The sequence below is a fragment of the Amycolatopsis sp. A133 genome (assembly GCF_031082405.1).
Taxonomy (GTDB): Bacteria; Actinomycetota; Actinomycetes; order Mycobacteriales; family Pseudonocardiaceae; genus Amycolatopsis.
This window is the reverse complement of record NZ_JAVHJU010000009.1, coordinates 87,804-106,257: the sequence shown is the minus strand read 5'-3', so window position 1 is coordinate 106,257 and position 18,454 is coordinate 87,804. Positions and strand designations below refer to the sequence as shown.

Below are 18,454 nucleotides of genomic sequence, written 5' to 3'. Positions count from 1 at the left end.
GGGAAGCTTGCCGGGCCGGGCACGACTGCCGCGGCTCGCCTGGCCGCCGAGGAGCGGCGGGATACGGGTCGTCCAGCCGCCGAGGAGCGGCGGCCTGCCGCTCGTTGACACCGCTGTGGCAGGGCTTGCCTCACGGCCCGCAGGAAACCCGCCGGGCCGGGCACTGCTGCCGCGGCTCGCCGGGAGCCCGCTCAGCCGGGCGCAACTCCCGAGCCTCGCCGCGGAGGTTCACCGTGCGGCTCGCTGAAAGCCCCCTCGCCCGCGCCGGCCTCCCCCTGCTCGTCGCGGCCGCGGCCGTCGCCGTCGGTTATGCGTTCAGCGTCGGGCTGGCCGGGTACTTCGTCTACCTCGGGGTCTCCGCCGTCGTCGCCGCCATTGCGCTGCTCGGGCTCGGCGTCGTCACCGGGACCGCCGGGATGATCTCGCTCTGCCAGCTCACCTTCGCCGCCGTCGGGGCGTTCGTCGTCTGCGCCTGCAACGTCGCGCGGGTCCCCGGCGGGTTCGTCACCTGGCTGCTGCTCGGTGGCCTCGCCGCCGGGGTGGCCGGGGTGCTCGTCGGGCTGCCCGCGCTGCGGCTGCGCGGCATCACCCTCGCCGTCGTCACCCTCGGGCTCGCCGCGGCCGCCGACCTCACGCTCGTGCAGATCCAGTTCCCCGGCGCCACCGAAGGCCTCCCCGTCGAGCGGCCGGAGTCCTTCTCCGATGACCGGTCCTACTTCCTGTTCTCCGTGCTCGTCCTCGTCGCCTGCGGACTGCTTGTGCACTTCCTGCGCCGCGGCCGCTGGGGCAGCAGCTGGCACCTCGTCGCCTTCTCCGAACGCGGCACCGCCGCGGTCGGCGCCGGTGTGCGGACCTCCAAACTGACGGCCTTCGCGGTCAGCGCGGCTCTCGGCGGCGTCAGCGGCGGGCTGCTCACCGGCCAGGTCGGGCTGGCCTTCCCCGCCAGCTTCACCGCGATCCAGTCGCTCGCCCTCTACGTGCTGGCGATCATGTCCGGCGCGCACCTGATCGACATGGCGGTGTTCGGCGCGCTGCTCTGGGTCGCGGTGCCCGAGCTGCTCAAACGCTGGGGCGTGCCGCAGGACTGGGGCTTCGTCGTCTTCGGCGTGCTGGGCATCCAGGCGCTCACCAGCCGCGGCAACCTCGGCACCGCCGTGCGGGCCCTCCAGTACCGCCGCCGGGCCGGCCGGACCGCCGGTGCCGGGCCGGCCGCGGCCGCACCCGACGTCGAGCCGCTGCCGCCCGGCGACCCGGTGCTCGAGGTCCGCGGGTTGAGCGTTTCGTTCGGGCACGTCACCGCCTTGGCGCAAGTGGACATCACGGTGCCGGAACACGGGATCCTCGGCGTGATCGGCCCCAACGGCGCCGGGAAGTCCACTTTGGTCGACGCGGTCAGCGGCTTCCTCCCCCGCGCGACCGGGACCGTCACCCTCGACGGACGTCCGCTGACCGGCTCGCCGGCCCGCCGGGCGCGGACCGGGCTGCGGCGGACGTTCCAGCAGGACCGGGTCCCGCCCGGCCTCACCGTCGGCGCCTACGTCCGGTTCGTCGCCCGGCGGCGGCTCACCGGCCGCGAAGCCGCCGGCGCGCTGGAGTTCTTCGGCTGCCCGCCGGAGCGGACGCCGCTGTCCCGGGTGGACGCCGGCGCGCGGCGGCTCGTCGAGGTCGTCGGCCACCTCCTCGCGAGGCCGCGGGTGCTGCTGCTCGACGAGCCGGCGGCCGGCCTGCCGCACGAGGAACACGTGGCCTTCGGGCGGCGGCTGCGGCAGGTGCCCGCGCGGTTCGGGGTGTCGGTGCTGCTCATCGAGCACGACCTCGACCTCGTCCGGTCGGTTTGCGACACGCTCACGGTGCTCGACTTCGGGCAGGTCCTGGCGAGCGGGCCGCAGGCGGAAGTGCTGGCCGACCCGGCCGTGCTGAAGGCGTACATGGGCGAAACGGAGCTGCTGTGACCGCATTGCGAATCCACGGGCTGACCGTCGACCGCGGAGCCGGCCCGGTCATCCGCGACGTCGGCCTCGTCCTCGAGCCGGGCCGGATCACGGCGCTGGTCGGGCCGAACGGCGCCGGGAAGACGAGCCTGCTGGAGGCCGTGTCGGGCGTGGTGCCGCCGTCGGCGGGCAGCGTCCACCTCGGCGGCGTGAACGTCACCCGGCACTCGCGGGTGGCGCGGGCGCGGCTCGGGCTGGCGCACATCGAGCAGGGCCGGGCGGTGTTCCCCGGGCTCACGGTGCTGGAGAACCTCCGCCTGACCGCCCGCACGCCCGCGGGCGTCGACGAGGTGCTCGCGCTGTTCCCCGAGCTCGACAAGCGGCGCGACTCCCCCACGGCCCTGCTTTCCGGCGGCGAACAGCAGATGGTGGTGCTGGCGCGGGCGTTCGCCGCGCGCCCGGCGTTCCTGCTGATCGACGAGATGTCGCTGGGCCTGGCCCCGGTGGTCTTCACCCGCCTGCTGCCGGTGGTGACGCGGTTCGCGGCCGAGGGCGCGGCGATCCTGCTGGTGGAGCAGTTCACGCACCTGGCGCTCGGGGTCGCGGAGGAAGCCGTGGTCGTCTCCTCGGGCCGCGTCACCTACACCGGCGACGCGCAGACGTTGCTGGACTCCCCCGCCACCCTGCACCGCGCGTACCTGGGGGCGTGAACCCACGCCCCCAGGGGTTCACATCCCCGCGCGCTCGAAGGCCAGGGTCGGCAGGTCCACGGCGTGGGCGCCGCCGTCGGCGACGATGACCGCGCCGGTGATGTAGGACGACTCCGCCGAGCCCAGGAACCGCACGATCGCCGCGATCTCTTCGGGCTCGGCCGGGCGGCGCAGCGGGACCTCGGCCGTCACCCGGCGGTAGCCCTCGTCGTGACCGCCGGTGAAGCCCGCCGCCGCGGCGAACTGGGCCATTTCGCCGTCCGCCATCGGCGTGCGGACCCAGCCGGGGCAGACCGCGTTCGCCCGCACCCCGCGTGGCCCGAAGTCACGGGCGATCGAGCGGGTCAGGCCGATCAGCGCGTGCTTCGCGACGGTGTAGCCGGCCACGTTCGGCCCGGCGAACAGCCCGGCCAGCGACGACACCACGACGACCTGCCCGCCCGTCTCGACCAGCGACGGCAGCGCGGCCCGGCAGAGCACGAACGCGCTCGACAGGTTCGACCGCAAGGCCAGCTCCCACTCCTCGTCACCCGTGTCGACCACCGACGACAGGCCGTGGCCGCCGGCGTTGGCGACCACCACGTCCAGCCGCCCGTGCTTGCCGACGATCTCCGCGATCGCGGTTTCGGCGTCGTCGCGGACGCTCGCGTCGCAGGCGATGACGTGCGCGCCGGTTTCGGCGGCCACCTCCTCGAGCGGCTCGCGCCGCCGTCCCAGCACGACCACGTGCGCGCCTTCGCCGGCGTAGCGGCGGGCGACGGCCGCCCCGATGCCGGTGCCGCCGCCGGTGATCGCCACGACCTTGCCTATCGAGTCCACTGTGGATCCTTTCTACGCGGGGAACGCCGAGCGGGCCGACATCCCGAAGTCGGCCAGCAGGGCCTGGCCGTTGACCGGCCGCGAAGCCGGGGACGCGAGGAACAGCACCTGCCGGGCGACGTCCCCGGCCGCCTGCACCGGGAACGCGGGGTCGTCCAGGACGGCGCCGAGGTCGGCGCGCGCCATCGGCGTGTCCACCACCGACGGGCAGACGCAGTTGACCCGGATCCCCGGCACCTCGACGGCCAGCGCGCGGGTCATCGCCACCACCGCGCCCTTGGACGCGCAGTAGGGCACCATGCCCGGCGCGGCCGTGAACGCCGAATCGCTGCCGAGCAGCACCACGGCGCCGTCGTCGGCGAGCCACCGCAGTGCGTGCTTGACCAGCAGGAACTGGCCGGTGACGTTGACGGCGAGGACCCGGGCCACGTCCGCGGCCGTGGTCGCGGCGAGCGGCGTGCCGACCGGGCCGGAGATGCCGGCGCAGCCGACGACGGCGTCGAGGCCGCCGAACTCCCGGGCCACGGTGTCCACCGCCGCAGCCAGCCCGGCCTCGTCGGTGACGTCCGCCCGGACGACGCCGGGGCCGGGCGCGCGGTCGACGACGCCGACGCGGGCGCCCTCGGCGCGGAACGCCCGCACGCAGGCCAGCCCGATGCCGGACGCCCCGCCGGTCACCAGGACCGCCTTCCCGGCGAGATCGGTTCGCATGGCCCCCATCCTCGCCGCGGGGGCCGCCGGGCGATTGGCGGCGAGCGCAGCGTTGTTGTCCGCCACCGCACGGGCGGTTCCGCGCGGGCCGATCGGGGCCGAGACTGGCCAGGGTGAGCACGCCGCACCCCCTCGACCCGCTGAGCGCCGCCGAACTGTCCGCCGGCCGTGCGGTCCTCGCCTCGGCCGGACTGGCCGGCGGCACGATCCGGGTCCCGCAGGTCCTGCCGGTCGAACCCGCCAAGGAGGACGTGCGCGCCGGCGGGGGCGACCGCCGCCTCCGCTACACGCTCCTCGACACCGCCACCGGCCGCGCCGGCGAAGCCGTCGTCTCGGTGACGAAGCACGAGCTGGTCTCCTGGGACGACTGGGCCGAAGCCGACGGGCAGCCGTCGTACCTGTTCGAGGAGTACGCGCTGGCCGAGCAGCTGACGAAGGCGTCGGCGGGCTGGCAGGCCGCGATGGCGCGGCGCGGCCTCGCCGACCGGATCGGCCACGCCTTCTGCGCGCCGCTGGCGCCCGGGTACTTCGGGCGCGAGGACGAGACCGGCCGCGTCATGCGCTCGCTGACGTTCCTGCGCGAAGACGACGGCGACAGCCCCTGGGCGCACCCGGTCGAAGGCCTGGTGGTGCACCTGAACCTGACCGAGCGACGCGTGCTGCGCGTCGAAGACGAAGGCGACGTGCCGGTGCCCGCGGAGAGCGGGCGGTACACCGGCGTCCCGGCGCGGACCTCGCAGAAGCCGATCGAGATCACCCAGCCCGGCGGTCCGAGCTTCACCGTCGACGGCTCCGAGGTGACCTGGGAAGGCTGGCGCCTGCGCGTCGGCTTCAACGCCCGCGAGGGCCTGACACTGCACCAGGTGAGCTTCCAGGGCCGGCCGGTCCTGTACCGGGCTTCCGTCCCCGAGATGGTGGTCCCCTACGGCGATGTCGCGCCCGGCCGGTTCTGGATCAGCTACTTCGACGCCGGCGAGTACCAGTTCGGCAAGAACGTGAACGATCTGCGCCTCGGCTGCGACTGCGTCGGGGTCATCCACTACTTCCCGGCCTGGGTGGCCGACGACCACGGCGAGCCGGTGGAGATCCCGCGCGCGATCTGCCTGCACGAGGAGGACGACGGGATCCTCTGGAAGCACACCGACCTCGCCGGGCGGCCGGAAGTGCGCCGCTCGCGGCGGCTGGTCGTCTCCTCGATCTCGACCATCGGCAACTACGACTACGGCCACTACTGGTACTTCCACGTCGACGGCTCGATCGAGTTCGAGGCGAAGGCCACCGGCATCGTCTTCTGCGGCGCCGGGACGCCGGGGCAGGACCAGCCGCACGCGACCGAGCTGGCGCCCGGCCTGTTCGCGCCGGTGCACCAGCACCTGTTCTGCGCCCGGCTCGACGTCGAGGTCGACGGTGAGCGCACCAGCCTGCACGAGGTGGACGTCGAACGCGTCCCGACCGGGCCGGGCAACCCGTACGGCAACGCGTTCACCTGGAAGAGCACGCTGCTGCGGACCGAACGCGAGGCGATGCGCCCGGCCGACCCGGCCCGCGCCCGCGTCTGGGAGGTCCGCAGCGCGGCGCGGGTGAACCGGCTCGGCAAGCCGACCGCCTACCAGCTGGTGCCGCGCCCCTCGGCGACGCTGATGGCGCAGCCGGAGGCGACAGTGCACGCCCGCGCCACCTTCGCGACGAAACACCTGTGGGCGACGCCGTACCACGAGGACGAGCGGTTCCCGGCCGGCGACCGGCCCAACGCCCACCCCGGCGGCGCCGGCCTGCCCGCCTGGACCGCGGCCGACCGCGGCCTCGTCGACACCGACCTCGTGCTGTGGCACGTCTTCGGCCCCACCCACGTCCCCCGCCCCGAGGACTGGCCGGTGATGCCGGTCGACCGCTCGGGGTTCCTGTTCCGGCCGTCCGGGTTCCTCGACCGCAACCCCGCGCTCGACCTCCCGTCCGGCGACCACTGTGACCACTGAAACATCCGCCGGGGATCCGCCACCCGGACCCCCGGACGACGTTTTGAGGACGCGATGACTCTCTCCGACACTTCCACGTGGCTGCCGCTCGACGGCCTGGCCCCCGGCTTCGACGCCAACAAGGCGCCGACGGTCGACGACCTGCAGGGCCGGTCCTTCGTGCTGCACGACGACGAGGGCGGCCCCGACCGGGTCACCGGCACCGACGTCGCGGCCGGCGAGACGTTCCTCGTCGACGACGACCTCTACTACGTCCAGCGCCACCCGTCGGCGGACTCGCGGGAAGCGGTGTCGCTCTTCCTGGACCTGCGGGCCGGGCGCGCGCTGGTCGTCACCACGACGATCGGCGAGCACGGCACCCCGCGCGTCACCCAGGAGTTCCGGCCCGCGACCATCGACGGCCACGCCGTCCGCGGTGAGCCGATGGCGCCGAGCACCGCGCTCATCGGCCGCCGCGTGCTGTGGGTGTACAGCCCCGAACACGCCTACGAGCACGTCTACCTCAGCCCGCACTGGTACACCTGGCAGTGCCTCGCCGGGCCCGAGCGCGGCCTGGCCGACACCGACGAGAACACCGTCTACCGGATCCGGCCGGGCATCCACGTCTTCACCTGGCGGGAGAAGGTCATCCCGTGCGCGTCGGTGACGGTCGCCGATCACCGCGACGCCCGCCACCTGCGCTCCCACGGTGTCCTCTTCGGACTCGACGCCACCGGGGAGCACCCGGCGCACTTCACCTTCGGCGCGTACGGACGGCTGCTGGGCACCACCGTCCACCCGGCCGGGTTCGACCCCGCGGAAGGCTGAGCCGTGCCCGCCGACCTGGTGCTGACCAACGCCGTCGTGTACTCAGTGGACGCCGCGCGGCCGTGGGCGTCGTCGCTGGCCGTCGCCGACGGGAAGATCCTCGCGCTCGAAGACGTCGAGCGCGGCCCGAAGACCGAGGTGCTCGACCTCGGCGGCGCGTTCGTCATGCCGGGGCTCGTCGACGTGCACAACCACCACGCGATGGCCGGCCGCGCCGAGCTGTTCGAGCTCACCTTCGGCGCGGACGCGGGCGTCGAGGACATCCTCGCCGCCGTCCGCGCGCGGGCCGCGTCGCTGAGCCCGGACGAATGGCTGACCGGGGGCGCCTGGGCGTCCACTATGGTCGCGGAGCTGTCGTCGTCGACGGCCCGGCGCGCGCTGGACGAGGCCGCCGGCGGACGGCCCGTGTCGCTGTCGGACGACAGCAGGCACAACCGCTGGGTGAGCAGCCGTGCCCTGGAGCTGGCGGGCATCGCGGCGGCGACCCCGGACCCGCCCGGCGGGGTGATCGTCCGGGACGGCGGTTCGCCCAGCGGGCTCCTGCTGGAGGCGGCCGGGGTGCTCGTCGAGCGGGTGGCCGGCGGCCTGACCCCGGAGCAGCACCGTCGCGCGTCCCAGCGGGCGATCGAGATCCTGCACGGCTTCGGCGTCACGGCGTTCCAGGACGCCGGGGTCTCGACCGACATCCTGGGCGCGCTCCGGTCGCTGGACCTCGCGGGCAAGCTCGACGCGTGGGTGGTGTCGTCGCTGCTGGTCAACGACCCGATCTTCGGGTTCGACCCGGTCGGGGCGCCGCTGCTGGCGGTCGCGGAGTCCTACCGCAGCCCGCACCACCGCCCGGACTTCGTGAAGATCTTCCTCGACGGCGTCCCCCCGACCCGCACGGCGGCGTTCCTGGAGCCGTACCTGCCCGACGAAACCCACGGCGCCTGCTTCCACGGCGCGACGACGATGTCCCCGGCCGAGCTGACCGAGTGGCTGCTGACCGCGGCCGGGGCGGGCCTTTCGGCGAAGGTCCACTGCACGGGCGACGCCTCGGTGCGGCAGTTCCTGGACGCGGTCGAGCAGGTGCGCGCCGCGGGGTTCACCGGCACCCGGTTCCAGGTGGCCCACGGGCAGTTCGTGCACCCCGACGACCTGCCGCGCTTCGCCGCGTTGGGGGTGGCCGCGGACATCTCGCCGTTCCTGTGGGTGCCGGGGGTCATCCCGTCGGCGATCGCCCAGGTGCTGCCGGCTTCGCGCGCTTCCCGGATGCAGCCGAACCGGACGCTGCTCGATCTGGGCGCGCTGGTCGCGGGCGGATCGGACTGGCCGGTGAGCGAGTCCCCGAACGCCTGGGAAGGCATCGCGGGCCTGGTCACCCGTGAAGACCCGGCCGGCCGCCGCCCGGGAGCGCTCTGGCCGGAGCAGGCGATCACCCTGGCCGAGGCGATCGAGGCGTTCACCCTCGGCGGGGCGCGCGCGTGCGGGCTGGACGACGTGACGGGCGCGTTGACGCCGGGCCGGTCGGCGGACTTCGTGGTCCTGGACCGCGATCCCTTCCGGACGGCCGAGGTGGCGGCGACCCGGGTCGTCGAGACGTGGTTCGCGGGGCGGCGGGTCTTCGCGCGCTGACCCGGCGCTGACCTGGCGGGCAGTTTCTCCTACACTGGTAGAGAAACCAGTGCGGGAGGTGGCCGGGTGCCCAAGATCATCGACCACGACCAGCGGCGCAGCGACATCGTCGACGTGACGTGGGACCTGATCGTGCGGGGCGGGATCGAAGCCGCCACGATGCGGGAAATCGCCGCCGCCGCCGGGTTCGCCAACGGCGCGCTCAAGCTGTACTTCCCCGGTAAGGAAGACATCATCGCGGCCACCTACGAGCGGGCGCTGGCCATGATGCGCCGGTACATCGAGCTCGACGGCCTGCGCGGGCTCCCCGCACTGCGCGAGATGTGCGTGTCGTCCATGCCGATCGACGAAGAGCGCATCACCGCCGGGCGGGTGCTGCTGATCTTCTGGCAGATGTCGCTGTCGAACCGCCGGATGCACGACAAGTACCTCGAGCACGTCCGCGAGTGGCGCGGCCTCCTGCACCGCTTCCTGACCGAGGGCCGCGAAGACGGCGACATCGTCACCGGCACCCCGGACGAGCAGATCGTCGACGAGATCGTGCTGCTCAACGCCGGCGCCAACGTGATGAGCCTGGTGGCGGGCGAGTTCTCCACGGTCGACCTCCAGCACCGGCACCTGGAGTCCCTGCTGGACCGCCTCACCCGCCCCTGACCTCACTGGTGGACGTGGGGTGGAGACAGGCGGATGCGCCTTGTCTGCACCCGCCGGCGTCGCCCCCTCGACCCGCCAATCCGGCAAACACCTCACCGTCGCCTACCGCCGCGGCTGCGACAAGCAACTCCGCGCCGCACTCATCAGCCGGCCACCGCGGTTGCCGACACCCTCCACCAACAGACCGCTTGACACACGGCTCTCAGGCGAAGATCCCCCGCAGGTAGGCGGCCACCTCGGCGTGCGACCGCGCGGACGCGGGCAGGTCCGTGTACAGCCCGTAGAACCCGTGGATCTGCCCCGCGTACCGGTGCAGGTCCACGGCCACGCCGGCGTCCGACAGCCGCCGCGCGAAGGCCTCCCCTTCGTCGCGCAGGACGTCGTACTCCGCCGTCAGCACCAACGCCGGCGGCAGGCCCGACAGGTCGCGCGCCCGGGACGGCAGCAGGTACGGGTCGTCGAGGGCCTCCCGGTCCGGGACGTACTGGGCGAAGAAGAACCGCATCGCGCCGGCCGTCATGCCGTAGCCGGTCGCGAAGTCCACATAGGACGCGTGGCCGTCGTCCGGGTGGCCGGACACCGGGCAGATCAGCACCTGCGCCGCGATCGCCGGGCCACCGCGGTCGCGGGACATCAGCGAGACCACGGTGGACAGGTTGCCGCCGGCGCTTTCCCCGCCCACCGCGATGCGCGCCGGGTCCACCGCCGCCCCGGCGCCGCCGCCGGCCAGCCACTCCAGCACCGCGTAGCAGTCCGCGGGTGCCGCCGGGTAGGGGTCCTCGGGCGCCAGGCGGTACTCGACGGCCGCGACCGCGACCGACGCCGCCGCGCACACCGCCCGCGAAGAGACCTCGTTCTCCTCGATCGAGCCGATCGTCCAGCCACCGCCGTGGATCCACCCGAACACCGGGACCGGACCCGGCGCGTCCGGGAGGTACAGCCGGACGCGCAGGTCGCCGCCCGGGCCGGGCACCCGGTGGTCGGTCACCGACGCCACCGGCGCCGCGGGGCCCGGTTCCGGGCGCGACCGCGCGAACTCGGCCCGCAACTCGGCGGCCGTCAACGGCCGGGCCGGTGCGTCAGGGCTGCGGGCCAGCAATGCGCGCACCGCGGGGTCGAGACCCATGCTCACACCGCCTCCGCGACGAGGACCCGCGGCGAGCCAGGCAGCGTCAGCCGGTCCACCGGGCGCCACCCGGCGTCGGCCAGCCAGCCGCGGACGTCCCGTTCTGGGTGCACGACCGTGCCGTCGATGACCAGGTACTCCCCTGCGTGCAGCGCGTCGAGCGCCCGCGGCGAAGCGTCGTCGTCCAGGAAGAAGTCGAGCAGCAGCAGCCGCGCGCCCGGGGCCGCCGCGGCCCGCGCGTGCCGCAGGATCGCACGGTTCTCGTCGACGGAGAACCGGTGCACGACGTGGTTGACCATGACCAGGTCGAACTCGCCCGCCGGCTCGGCGTCCGGGGTCGGCGCACCGACCACGGTCGCCCGGTCCGCGAACTCCGCGACCGCCGCCGTCACCGGCTCCACCGACCGCGGGTCGTAGACGAACGTCGCCCGCAGGACGTCGTTGGCGTGCAGGGCCTGCACCGCGAACTCGGCCGAAAGACCACCCAGGTCCAAGAGGTTTTTGAAGCCGCCGAAGTCGAAAATTCGCGCCAGCATCCGGGCGTGTAGGGCGTTATACACCATGACGCCGCCGAGGAACCGGTCCCAGCGGTCGCCGTCGAGGTCGAGGTCGCCGGGTTCGCCGGTGTCGGTGGTGTGCGCGAACTGCAGCCAGTGCGGGTAGCTGATGGTCTCGAGGAAGGTCAGGAACGGCGCCAGGTCCAGACCTCCCCCGCCGAGGTACTCCGCGATGTCGGGGGTGAGCGCGTATCGACCGTCCACACGGGACAGCAGGCCGAGCGCGGCGAGGGTGTCCGCGAGGATGCGGACGGTCTGCTCCGGTTTGCCCGTGCGATCGGCCAGTTCGCCCGCGCCGAGCGGGCCGGCCGCCAGAGCAGGGAACAGGCCGATCCGGTTGGCGGCGAAGAGCTGCTGGGACCGCATGTAGCCGACGGCGGTCTCCACGATCGGCTCGGGCGTGGCAGGGGTGGGTGTCACGTCGTCCTCCTTCTGTTCGACGCGGACACTCTACATGCGTAGATAAAAGAGTCCAGGGACGAATTTCCCTCGCACAGCAACAAAAAGCCGTGAGGTTTCAACTTCCTACGTTCGTAGAATAAAACCATTGACACCGCATGGCGCCGGTGTCAACATGCGTAGAACTACCCCTGCCGGAGCCCGGCAGTCCGGCCCGCCCCTTCGCGGCGGGCGCGAGGAAGGGGAATCCATGACGCTGCTCGAAATCCGGGAGCTCACCGTCGGCGTCGTCACCGACGACAGCGAGCGCGAACTCGTGCGGGAGCTCTCCCTCGATCTCGGGCGGGGGCGGACGCTCTGCGTGGTCGGCGAGTCCGGCAGCGGCAAGACCGTGACCGCCCTGTCGATCATCCGCCTGCTCGAGTTCGTCGCCCCCGTCCGCACCCGCGGCGAGATCGCGGTCGACGGCGTGGACGTGACGAAGCTGCCCGCCGACGCGATGCGCGCCTACCGCGGCCCGCGGATCGGCATGATCTTCCAGGAAGCCCTCGACTCCCTCAACCCGAGCCGCCGCGTCGGTGCCCAGCTCGCCGAGGCCCACCGCGAACCCGGGTCGCGGCCCGGGCAGGCGGCCCGCCGTGGCAGCCCGCTGCGCAAGCGGGCCGAAGCCAAGGCGCGGCGGCTGCTGACCGAGGTCGGGCTCACCGACACCGACCGGATCCTGCGGCTGTACCCGCACCAGATGTCCGGCGGCATGCAGCAGCGCGTGATGATCGCGCTCGCCTTGATGGCCGACCCCGACCTGCTGATCGCCGACGAGCCGACCACCGCGCTGGACGTCACCACCCAGGCGGAGATCCTCACGCTCTTCGACCGCGTCCGCCGCGACCACGGCACGGCCTGCGTGTTCATCACCCACGACATGGGCGTCGCCGCGCAGGTCGCCGACCGGATCGCGGTGATGTACCGCGGCCGGCTGGTCGAGGTGGGCTCGCGCGACGAGGTGCTGACCCGGCCGAAGCACCCGTACACCCGGGCGCTGCTCGGCTGCGTGCCGCAGCTCGGCGTCGACCGCCGCGACGGCTTCCCGACCATCTCCCCCGCCCTGCTCGAATCGGCCATGGCGGGCGAGGCGACCGAAGCCGTCGAAACCCCGCCGCTGAAGCCGCGGCCGCCCGCGAACCACGACGGCACTCCGCTCACCATCACCGCGGTGTCCAAAGTGTACGGCCGGAGAGGACGTCGGGTGGCCGCCGTCCGCGACGTCTCCCTCGAACTCGCGCCGGGCGAGTTCTTCGGCCTGGTCGGGGAATCCGGCTCCGGCAAGTCCACCCTCGGCCGGCTGGTGAGCGCGCTGGAACCACCGACTTCGGGCACGATCGTCTTCGGCCCGCACGGGATCACCCCCGCCGGGCTGACCGGTGCCGAGCGCGCGTTCCGCCGCCGCGTCCAGCTCATCTTCCAGGACCCGCAGAGTTCCCTCGACCCCCGCCACACCGCGGCGCGGATCATCGCCGAGCCCCTGAAGGAACTGACCCCGCTGCGCGGCGCCGAACTGGACCGCCGGGTGGCCGGCCTCATCGGCGAGGTGGGCTTGCCGGCGGACACCGCGGGCAAGCTGCCGTCGCAGCTGTCCGGCGGGCAGCGCCAGCGCGTCTCCATCGCCCGCGCGATCGCCGCCGAACCCGAGCTGATCGTCGCCGACGAGCCGACGTCGGCGCTCGACGTCTCGGTGCAGGGCCAGGTGCTGAACCTGCTGCTGGACCTGCGCCGCACCCGCACGGTGAGCCTGCTGTTCATCACCCACAACCTCAGCCTGGTGCTGTCGGTGGCCGACCGCGTCGGCGTGATGTACCGCGGCGAGCTGATCGAAACCGGAACGCCCGACGAGATCCGCCTCGCGCCGCGGCACGGCTACACCCGGCGCCTGCTCGCCGCCAACCCCGACCTGCCCGCCCTCCCCCACACAGGATCGACGCGCCCATGAAGAGAACTCCATTGCTCGCCGCCCTCGCCGCCGTGGCCACACTGCTGGCCGGCTGCACGGGCAGCGCCGGCACCACGACCGCCGCCGGCGGGCCCCCGGTCCGCGGCGGCAACCTGACCGTCGCCGTCCCCACCGATCCGCAGTCGCTCGACATGGTCGCCAACCCCGGCCAGGTGACCGCCCAGATCGGCAACATGATGTACGAGAAGCTGTTCGAGGTCGACCGGCACTTCGTCGCCCGGCCGATGCTCGTCGACAGCTACACCACCAGCCCGGACCGGCTCGCCTACACCTTCAAGCTGCGCCAGGGCGTCACCTTCCAGGACGGCAACCCGCTGACCGCGGAGGACGTCGTCGCGAGCCTCCGGCGCTGGCAGCAGAACCACCGCACCGGTCAGCTCGTCACCCCGGACATCGACGCGATCACCGCGGCGGACCCGGCGACGGTGACCGTCAAGCTCAAGCGGCCGCGCTACCCGCTGATCGACGAGCTGGCCGGCGCCGGCACCGAAATCTACGAAGCGAAGAACCTCGCCGGCCTGCCCGCCACCGGGTTCGGCCAGGACAAGGCGATCGGCACCGGCCCGTACAAGCTGAAGAGCTGGGACATCGGCCGGCAGCTGGTGCTCGAACGCCACGACGGCTACCAGTCGCGCTCCGAAGAGGACTGGGGCGGCCAGGCCGGCGCCAAGCACGCCTACCTCGACACCGTCACCTACCAGGTCGTCGGCGACCAGGATGCGCTGATCAACGGCCTGCAGACCGGCCAGTGGGACCACGCGATGCCGGCCAACGACCAGTACGAGCAGCTCAAGGCCAACCCGAACCTCGTGGTGCACAACCTGCCCGGGGGCAACGAAAACGTCGTCATCCCCAACTTCCACCCGGGCTCGAAGTTCGCCGACCCGCGGGCGCGCCAGGCGCTGAACCTGCTGCTGGACAAGCCCGCCATCAACGCGGCCACCGGCGGCAGCACGGACCTCACCATCGACACCGGCGCGTTCGCCTCGCCGGACAACAAGGCGTCCTATTCGACCGCCGGCGAGTCCGTCTACCGGCAGCACGACCCGGCGCGCGCGAAGCAGCTGCTCGCCGAAGCCGGCGTCACCGCCGGGACGACGATCCGCATCGTCACCACGAACTCCTACCCCGAATTCGGCAAGTGGGCCGTGCTCATCCAGGACGCGCTCGGGAAGATCGGCCTGCGCGCCGAGATCAACACCTTCGACTTCGCCACCATGCTCGGCACCCTGACCAAGGACCCGGGCGGCTGGGACATCACGACGCTGTTCTTCGACTCGTCCCTGACCTCACCCGCCCAGATGCCCGCGCTCACCCTCGGCACGCTCAACGGCTCGTCTTCGCCGGAACTCGACGCGCTGATGGCCGAGTTCACCGCCTCGACCACGCCCGAGCAGGCGAAAACCGTCATCGACAAGCTCCAGGCGTTCACCTGGAAGCAGCTCTCGGTGATCACGCTCAGCCAATCGAGGCTCTACGCGGCCTACAGCCCGCGGCTCAAGGGCTACGGCGACTTCTACCGGATCTTCTGGAACTCCTGGCCGGCCGCATGACCGGGGTGCTGCTGCGCCGGCTGCGCGACCTGCTGATCATCCTGGTCATCGTCGGCACGATGATGTTCTTCGTCATCCGGCTGATCCCCGGCGACCCGGCCCAGGCCATCCTCGGTCCCACCGCGCGTCCGGCCGACGTCGCCGCGCTGCGGACGAGCATGGGCCTCGACGGCTCGCTCTGGCGGCAGTACCTGAGCTGGGCCGGGCACGTGGTCCGCGGCGACTTCGGGACGTCGATCACCTACCACCGGCCGGTCCTGGGCGTGGTGGCCGCGCACATCGTGCCGACGCTGACCCTGGCCGTGCTGTCCACGGTGATCAGCTTCGTCCTGTCGGTGGCGATCACGTCGTGGCAGGCGGTGTCGCCGCGCAACCCGGTGGCCCGCACGCTCGACCGGCTGTCCTCGCTCGGCATGGCGATGCCGGATTTCTGGATCTCGCTGGTCCTGGTCCTGGTGTTCTCGGTGACGCTGCGCTGGTTCCCCTCCGGCGGCTACCACGACCTGGTCACCGACCCGGTGGCCGCGGTGCCGGCCCTGGTGCTGCCGGTGACCGTGCTCGTCATCGGGCAGACGGCGCTGTTCGTGCTCACCCTGCGCGAGAGCGTGCTCGGCGAACTGCCGCAGGCCTACCTGCGGACCGCGCGGGTCAAGGGGCTGCCCGAACGGCGGGTCGTGCTGGCGCACGTCCTGCCGAACGCGCTGATGCCGCTGGTGACGCAGTTGGGCAGCAACTTCGCCATGCTCGTCGGCGGGATCGTGATCATCGAATCGATCTTCGTCGTGCCCGGGCTGGGTCACCTGCTGATGGGCGCGGTGTCCACCCGGGACTTCCCCCTCATCCAGGGCGTGACGTTGTTCGTCGCGGTGCTGTTCGTCGTGGTCAACCTGCTGGTCGACCTCTCCTACGCGCTGCTCGACCCGAAGGTGCGTGTCGCATGAGCCTCGCCGTCGCCGAGCCGGCTCCCGCGGTGGACGCGCCCCCGCCCCGGCGGGCGGCCCGGCTGTTCCGCCGCAACCGGACCCTCGTGGTGGGTTCGGCCGTCCTCGGCCTCCTCGTGGTCGCCGTGGTCGTGCTGCCGTTCTTCCTGCCCAGCGTCAGCGCAACCGACCCGGTGCACCGGCTGCTCCCGCCGTCGGCCGCGCACCCGCTCGGCACCGACTCCTTCGGCCGGGACGTCTTCGCCCGGCTGGTGTCCGGCGGCCGCGCGTCACTCGGGCTCTCGGCGCTGATCACGCTGTGCGCGGCGTTCTCCGGCATGGTGATCGGCCTGGTCAGCGGCTTCTACCGGGTCGCAGACGCGGTGCTGATGCGGTTGATGGACGCGTGGATGTCCTTCCCGGCGATCATCCTCGCGATGGCGCTGGCCATCGCGCTCGGCGCCAGCATCTGGACCGAGCTGATCGCGCTGACGGTGATCTTCACGCCGTTCACCGCCCGCGTGATCCGCAGCCGGGTGCTCGGCATCGCCGGGCGCCAGTACATCGGCGCCGCGCGTGTGTCCGGGATGAGCCGCGCCAAGATCCTGCTGGTGCACGTGTTCCCCAACGTGCTGCCGCTGGCCCTGGTCCAGGTCGTCATCCTCGCCGCGGCCGCGATGCTGGTCGACGGGGCCATGAGCTTCCTCGGCCTCGGCATCGCCCCGCCCACCCCGACCTGGGGCAACATGATCGCCGAGGGCCGGTCGTACCTGGTCGTCGCGCCGTGGCTGGTCGTGGTGCCCGGCGTGACGATCATGGTCTGCGTGCTCCTGCTCAACCTCATCGGCTCGGCGCTGCGGATCGCCGTCGACGCCCGGGCCCGCACGCTCGGCGAGCTGCAGCGCCTGCGCCGTTCGTCCTGAGAAAGGATCTCCTTGACGCTCCTCGCTTCCCCGGCCGTGCGCCGGTTCGCTCCCGACGGTCCGGCGTCCGGCCCGCCGGTGCTGCTCCTGCACGGCTTCGCCTCCGACGGGCCCACCGACTGGGTCAGCACCGGCTGGCCGTCGGCGCTGACCGCGGCGGGCCGCGCGGTGGTGGTGCCCGACCTGCCCGGCCACGGTTCCAGCCCCCCGCTCGCGGACTCCGCCCCGAAGGCGGTGGTGGCGGAACTCGCCCGCGCGGTCGGCGAACTGTCCGAAGTGGACGTCGTCGGCTATTCGCTCGGCGCCCGGCTGGCGTGGGAGCTGCCCCCGTTGCTGCCGGTCCGGCGACTGGTGCTGGGCGGGCTCAGCCCGCACGAGCCGTTCGGCGCGGTCGACGTCGAGGCCGCACTCGCCTTCGCCCGCGGCGGCCGGCTGCCCGCGGACCCGCTGACGGCGGTGATCGCCCGGATGATCACCGCACCCGGCCGCAACCCGAGCGCCCTCGCCCACTGCATCGAGGGCCTGCGCCGCGAACCGTTCACCCCGCACGCCGGCACGATCACCGTGCCGACGCGGTTCATCGCGGGCCAGGACGACCCGATCAGCCAGGGCATCGAGACCCTGGTGCCCCTGGTACCCGGCAGCGACCTGCTCCGCGTGCCAGGCGACCACGGCGCCACCCTGCGCGGCACCCCGTTCCGCACCACCACCCTCACGTTCCTCACCACCCCCTGAACCCCCACCAGGCGTCACTTTCGTAGGGAAAGTGCGCCGCCCGAGGCGGAGCTTTCGTAGGGAAAGTGACGTCTAGCGGGGGCTGGTGGGGGTGGTGTTGCAGTCGAGGCACAGGTGGGCGAGGGCTGCGCGGATCTCCTTGCCGTGCTGGCGGACCAGGAGGAGCGCGCCCAGGTTGTCGGTCAGCTGTTCCAGGCGGCTCACTCCGAACAGGACGTTCGCCACCGGTTCGTACGCCAGGCAGAACGCCAGCGCCAGCTGGGCGCGAGTGGCGCCGAAGTCCGCCGCGATCGAGGCGAGTTCGGGGGAAGCGGCCACGATGGACTCCCGGATGCCGCCGACGTCCGCCCCGATCTTCCGCGACGGCGCCGGGTTGCCGAGCAGGACCCCGCCTTCGAACACGTCCGAAGCCTGCAACGCCAGGCGTCCGCTCGCGAAGTGCTTCCGGTAGGGCTCGCCTTCGGCCATCGCCCGGCGGGCGATCGAGTACTTCAGCTGCGCGAACTCCGGACCCGGCAGACCTTCCCGGCCGGCGAAGTCCAGCGCGAGGTCCAGGTCGGCGGCGAGCCAGTTGTTGACGCCCCAGCCGCCGATCCGCCCGGCCCGGACCTGCTCGGCGACCTCGGTGACGACCCGCGGGATGTCCGGGCGGTCCCGGTAGTCCCCCACGACGACGAGGTCGGCGTGCTCCGTGCCGATCCGGCCCAGCGACGTCTCGAGCTGTTCGGCGAAGCCGCGGCGCGGGTAGTCCCAGAGCCACAGTTTGCCGCACAGCACGTACTCCTCGCGCGCGATCCCGGCCGTCCGGACGGCCTCGCCGAAGATCAGGTCGGTGCGCGAGTTCTCCGCGTGCGGGCCGAAGTCGTAGTGGGCGACGTCGAACAACGTGACGCCGGCGTCGACGGCCGTCCTGAGCAGCCGGACGGCGTCACCGAACGCCATCCGGTCCCAGGTGTTCCACGAGCCGAGGCCGAAGGCCGATCTTCCGAGCACGGGTTTCCCTTTCGTCGC

16 protein-coding genes are annotated in these 18,454 nt (G+C 72.8%); 11 read left to right on the top strand and 5 right to left on the bottom strand.

Going from position 1 to position 18,454, the window contains the following annotated elements; translation table 11 throughout:
- Positions 1–233 precede the first annotated feature (233 nt).
- Positions 234–1,952 (top strand): ABC transporter permease subunit, encoded by a 1,719-nt coding sequence (locus Q5425_RS12315; RefSeq protein WP_308672308.1) that lies wholly within the window; start codon positions 234–236, stop codon positions 1,950–1,952.
- Positions 1,949–2,641, top strand: coding sequence for an ATP-binding cassette domain-containing protein (locus Q5425_RS12310; protein ID WP_308672307.1), 693 nt, complete (start codon positions 1,949–1,951; stop codon positions 2,639–2,641). Before Q5425_RS12315 ends, Q5425_RS12310 begins: the two co-directional genes overlap by 4 nt.
- An 18-nt stretch (positions 2,642–2,659) precedes the next feature.
- Here Q5425_RS12310 and Q5425_RS12305 read toward each other — a convergent pair whose 3' ends face one another.
- Positions 2,660–3,451 carry an SDR family oxidoreductase gene (locus tag Q5425_RS12305; RefSeq protein ID WP_308672488.1) on the bottom strand — a complete coding sequence of 264 codons (792 nt, stop codon included), beginning with the start codon at positions 3,449–3,451 and terminating at the stop codon, positions 2,660–2,662.
- Positions 3,452–3,472: 21 nt separating this feature from the next.
- Positions 3,473–4,171, bottom strand: a complete 699-nt coding sequence (locus Q5425_RS12300) for an SDR family oxidoreductase (RefSeq protein ID WP_308672306.1) — start codon at positions 4,169–4,171, stop codon at positions 3,473–3,475.
- A 113-nt stretch (positions 4,172–4,284) separates the two neighbouring features.
- Between Q5425_RS12300 and Q5425_RS12295 the strand changes: the two genes are divergently transcribed.
- The 4 genes from Q5425_RS12295 (at position 4,285) to Q5425_RS12280 (ending at position 9,222) form a co-directional block, all read left to right on the top strand.
- A complete protein-coding gene (locus Q5425_RS12295; protein WP_308672305.1) occupies positions 4,285–6,147 on the top strand; it encodes a primary-amine oxidase in 1,863 nt (620 codons plus the stop codon).
- Between the two features lie 54 nt (positions 6,148–6,201).
- Complete coding sequence (locus Q5425_RS12290) at positions 6,202–6,954, top strand: MoaF C-terminal domain-containing protein (protein ID WP_308672304.1); 753 nt, start codon at positions 6,202–6,204, stop codon at positions 6,952–6,954.
- A 3-nt stretch (positions 6,955–6,957) separates the two neighbouring features.
- Positions 6,958–8,568, top strand: coding sequence for an amidohydrolase (locus Q5425_RS12285; protein WP_308672303.1), 1,611 nt, complete (start codon positions 6,958–6,960; stop codon positions 8,566–8,568).
- A 66-nt stretch (positions 8,569–8,634) separates the two neighbouring features.
- On the top strand, positions 8,635–9,222 hold the full coding sequence (locus Q5425_RS12280) for a TetR/AcrR family transcriptional regulator (RefSeq protein WP_308672302.1): 588 nt from the start codon (positions 8,635–8,637) through the stop codon (positions 9,220–9,222).
- A 202-nt stretch (positions 9,223–9,424) separates the two neighbouring features.
- Here the strand turns inward: Q5425_RS12280 and Q5425_RS12275 are convergent, their stop codons facing one another.
- Positions 9,425–10,354, bottom strand: a complete 930-nt coding sequence (locus tag Q5425_RS12275; RefSeq protein WP_308672301.1) for an alpha/beta hydrolase — start codon at positions 10,352–10,354, stop codon at positions 9,425–9,427.
- Positions 10,351–11,325, bottom strand: coding sequence for a methyltransferase dimerization domain-containing protein (locus Q5425_RS12270; protein ID WP_308672300.1), 975 nt, complete (start codon positions 11,323–11,325; stop codon positions 10,351–10,353). Before Q5425_RS12270 ends, Q5425_RS12275 begins: the two co-directional genes overlap by 4 nt.
- Positions 11,326–11,554: 229 nt before the next feature.
- On the opposite strand from Q5425_RS12270, the gene Q5425_RS12265 reads away from it, so the two are divergent.
- The 5 genes from Q5425_RS12265 to Q5425_RS12245 are packed head-to-tail and all read left to right on the top strand — an operon-like array spanning position 11,555 to position 17,443.
- On the top strand, positions 11,555–13,291 hold the full coding sequence (locus tag Q5425_RS12265; protein WP_308672299.1) for an ABC transporter ATP-binding protein: 1,737 nt from the start codon (positions 11,555–11,557) through the stop codon (positions 13,289–13,291).
- On the top strand, positions 13,288–14,865 hold the full coding sequence (locus Q5425_RS12260) for an ABC transporter substrate-binding protein (RefSeq protein WP_308672298.1): 1,578 nt from the start codon (positions 13,288–13,290) through the stop codon (positions 14,863–14,865). The genes Q5425_RS12265 and Q5425_RS12260 overlap by 4 nt, the downstream gene beginning before the upstream one ends.
- Positions 14,862–15,806 carry an ABC transporter permease gene (locus tag Q5425_RS12255; protein ID WP_308672297.1) on the top strand — a complete coding sequence of 315 codons (945 nt, stop codon included), beginning with the start codon at positions 14,862–14,864 and terminating at the stop codon, positions 15,804–15,806. Before Q5425_RS12260 ends, Q5425_RS12255 begins: the two co-directional genes overlap by 4 nt.
- Positions 15,803–16,708: an ABC transporter permease gene (locus tag Q5425_RS12250; RefSeq protein ID WP_308672296.1), complete on the top strand. Its 906-nt coding sequence runs from the start codon at positions 15,803–15,805 to the stop codon at positions 16,706–16,708. Before Q5425_RS12255 ends, Q5425_RS12250 begins: the two co-directional genes overlap by 4 nt.
- A gap of 12 nt (positions 16,709–16,720) precedes the next feature.
- Entirely contained in the window at positions 16,721–17,443 is a 723-nt protein-coding gene (locus tag Q5425_RS12245; protein WP_308672295.1) for an alpha/beta fold hydrolase, read from the top strand.
- A 72-nt stretch (positions 17,444–17,515) separates the two neighbouring features.
- On the opposite strand, the gene Q5425_RS12240 is transcribed toward Q5425_RS12245, so the two are convergent.
- Positions 17,516–18,436, bottom strand: coding sequence for an aldo/keto reductase (locus Q5425_RS12240; RefSeq protein ID WP_308672294.1), 921 nt, complete (start codon positions 18,434–18,436; stop codon positions 17,516–17,518).
- Positions 18,437–18,454 lie beyond the last annotated feature (18 nt).

Bases quoted from the DNA above. Each gene is read 5' to 3' on its own strand.
- Q5425_RS12300 (WP_308672306.1), bottom strand. From the start codon at position 4,171: ATGCGAACCGATCTCGCCGGGAAGGCGGTCCTGGTGACCGGCGGGGCG.
- Q5425_RS12290 (WP_308672304.1), top strand. From the start codon at position 6,202: ATGACTCTCTCCGACACTTCCACGTGGCTGCCGCTCGACGGCCTGGCC.
- Q5425_RS12265 (WP_308672299.1), top strand. From the start codon at position 11,555: ATGACGCTGCTCGAAATCCGGGAGCTCACCGTCGGCGTCGTCACCGAC.
- Q5425_RS12260 (WP_308672298.1), top strand. From the start codon at position 13,288: ATGAAGAGAACTCCATTGCTCGCCGCCCTCGCCGCCGTGGCCACACTG.
- Q5425_RS12255 (WP_308672297.1), top strand. From the start codon at position 14,862: ATGACCGGGGTGCTGCTGCGCCGGCTGCGCGACCTGCTGATCATCCTG.
- Q5425_RS12250 (WP_308672296.1), top strand. From the start codon at position 15,803: ATGAGCCTCGCCGTCGCCGAGCCGGCTCCCGCGGTGGACGCGCCCCCG.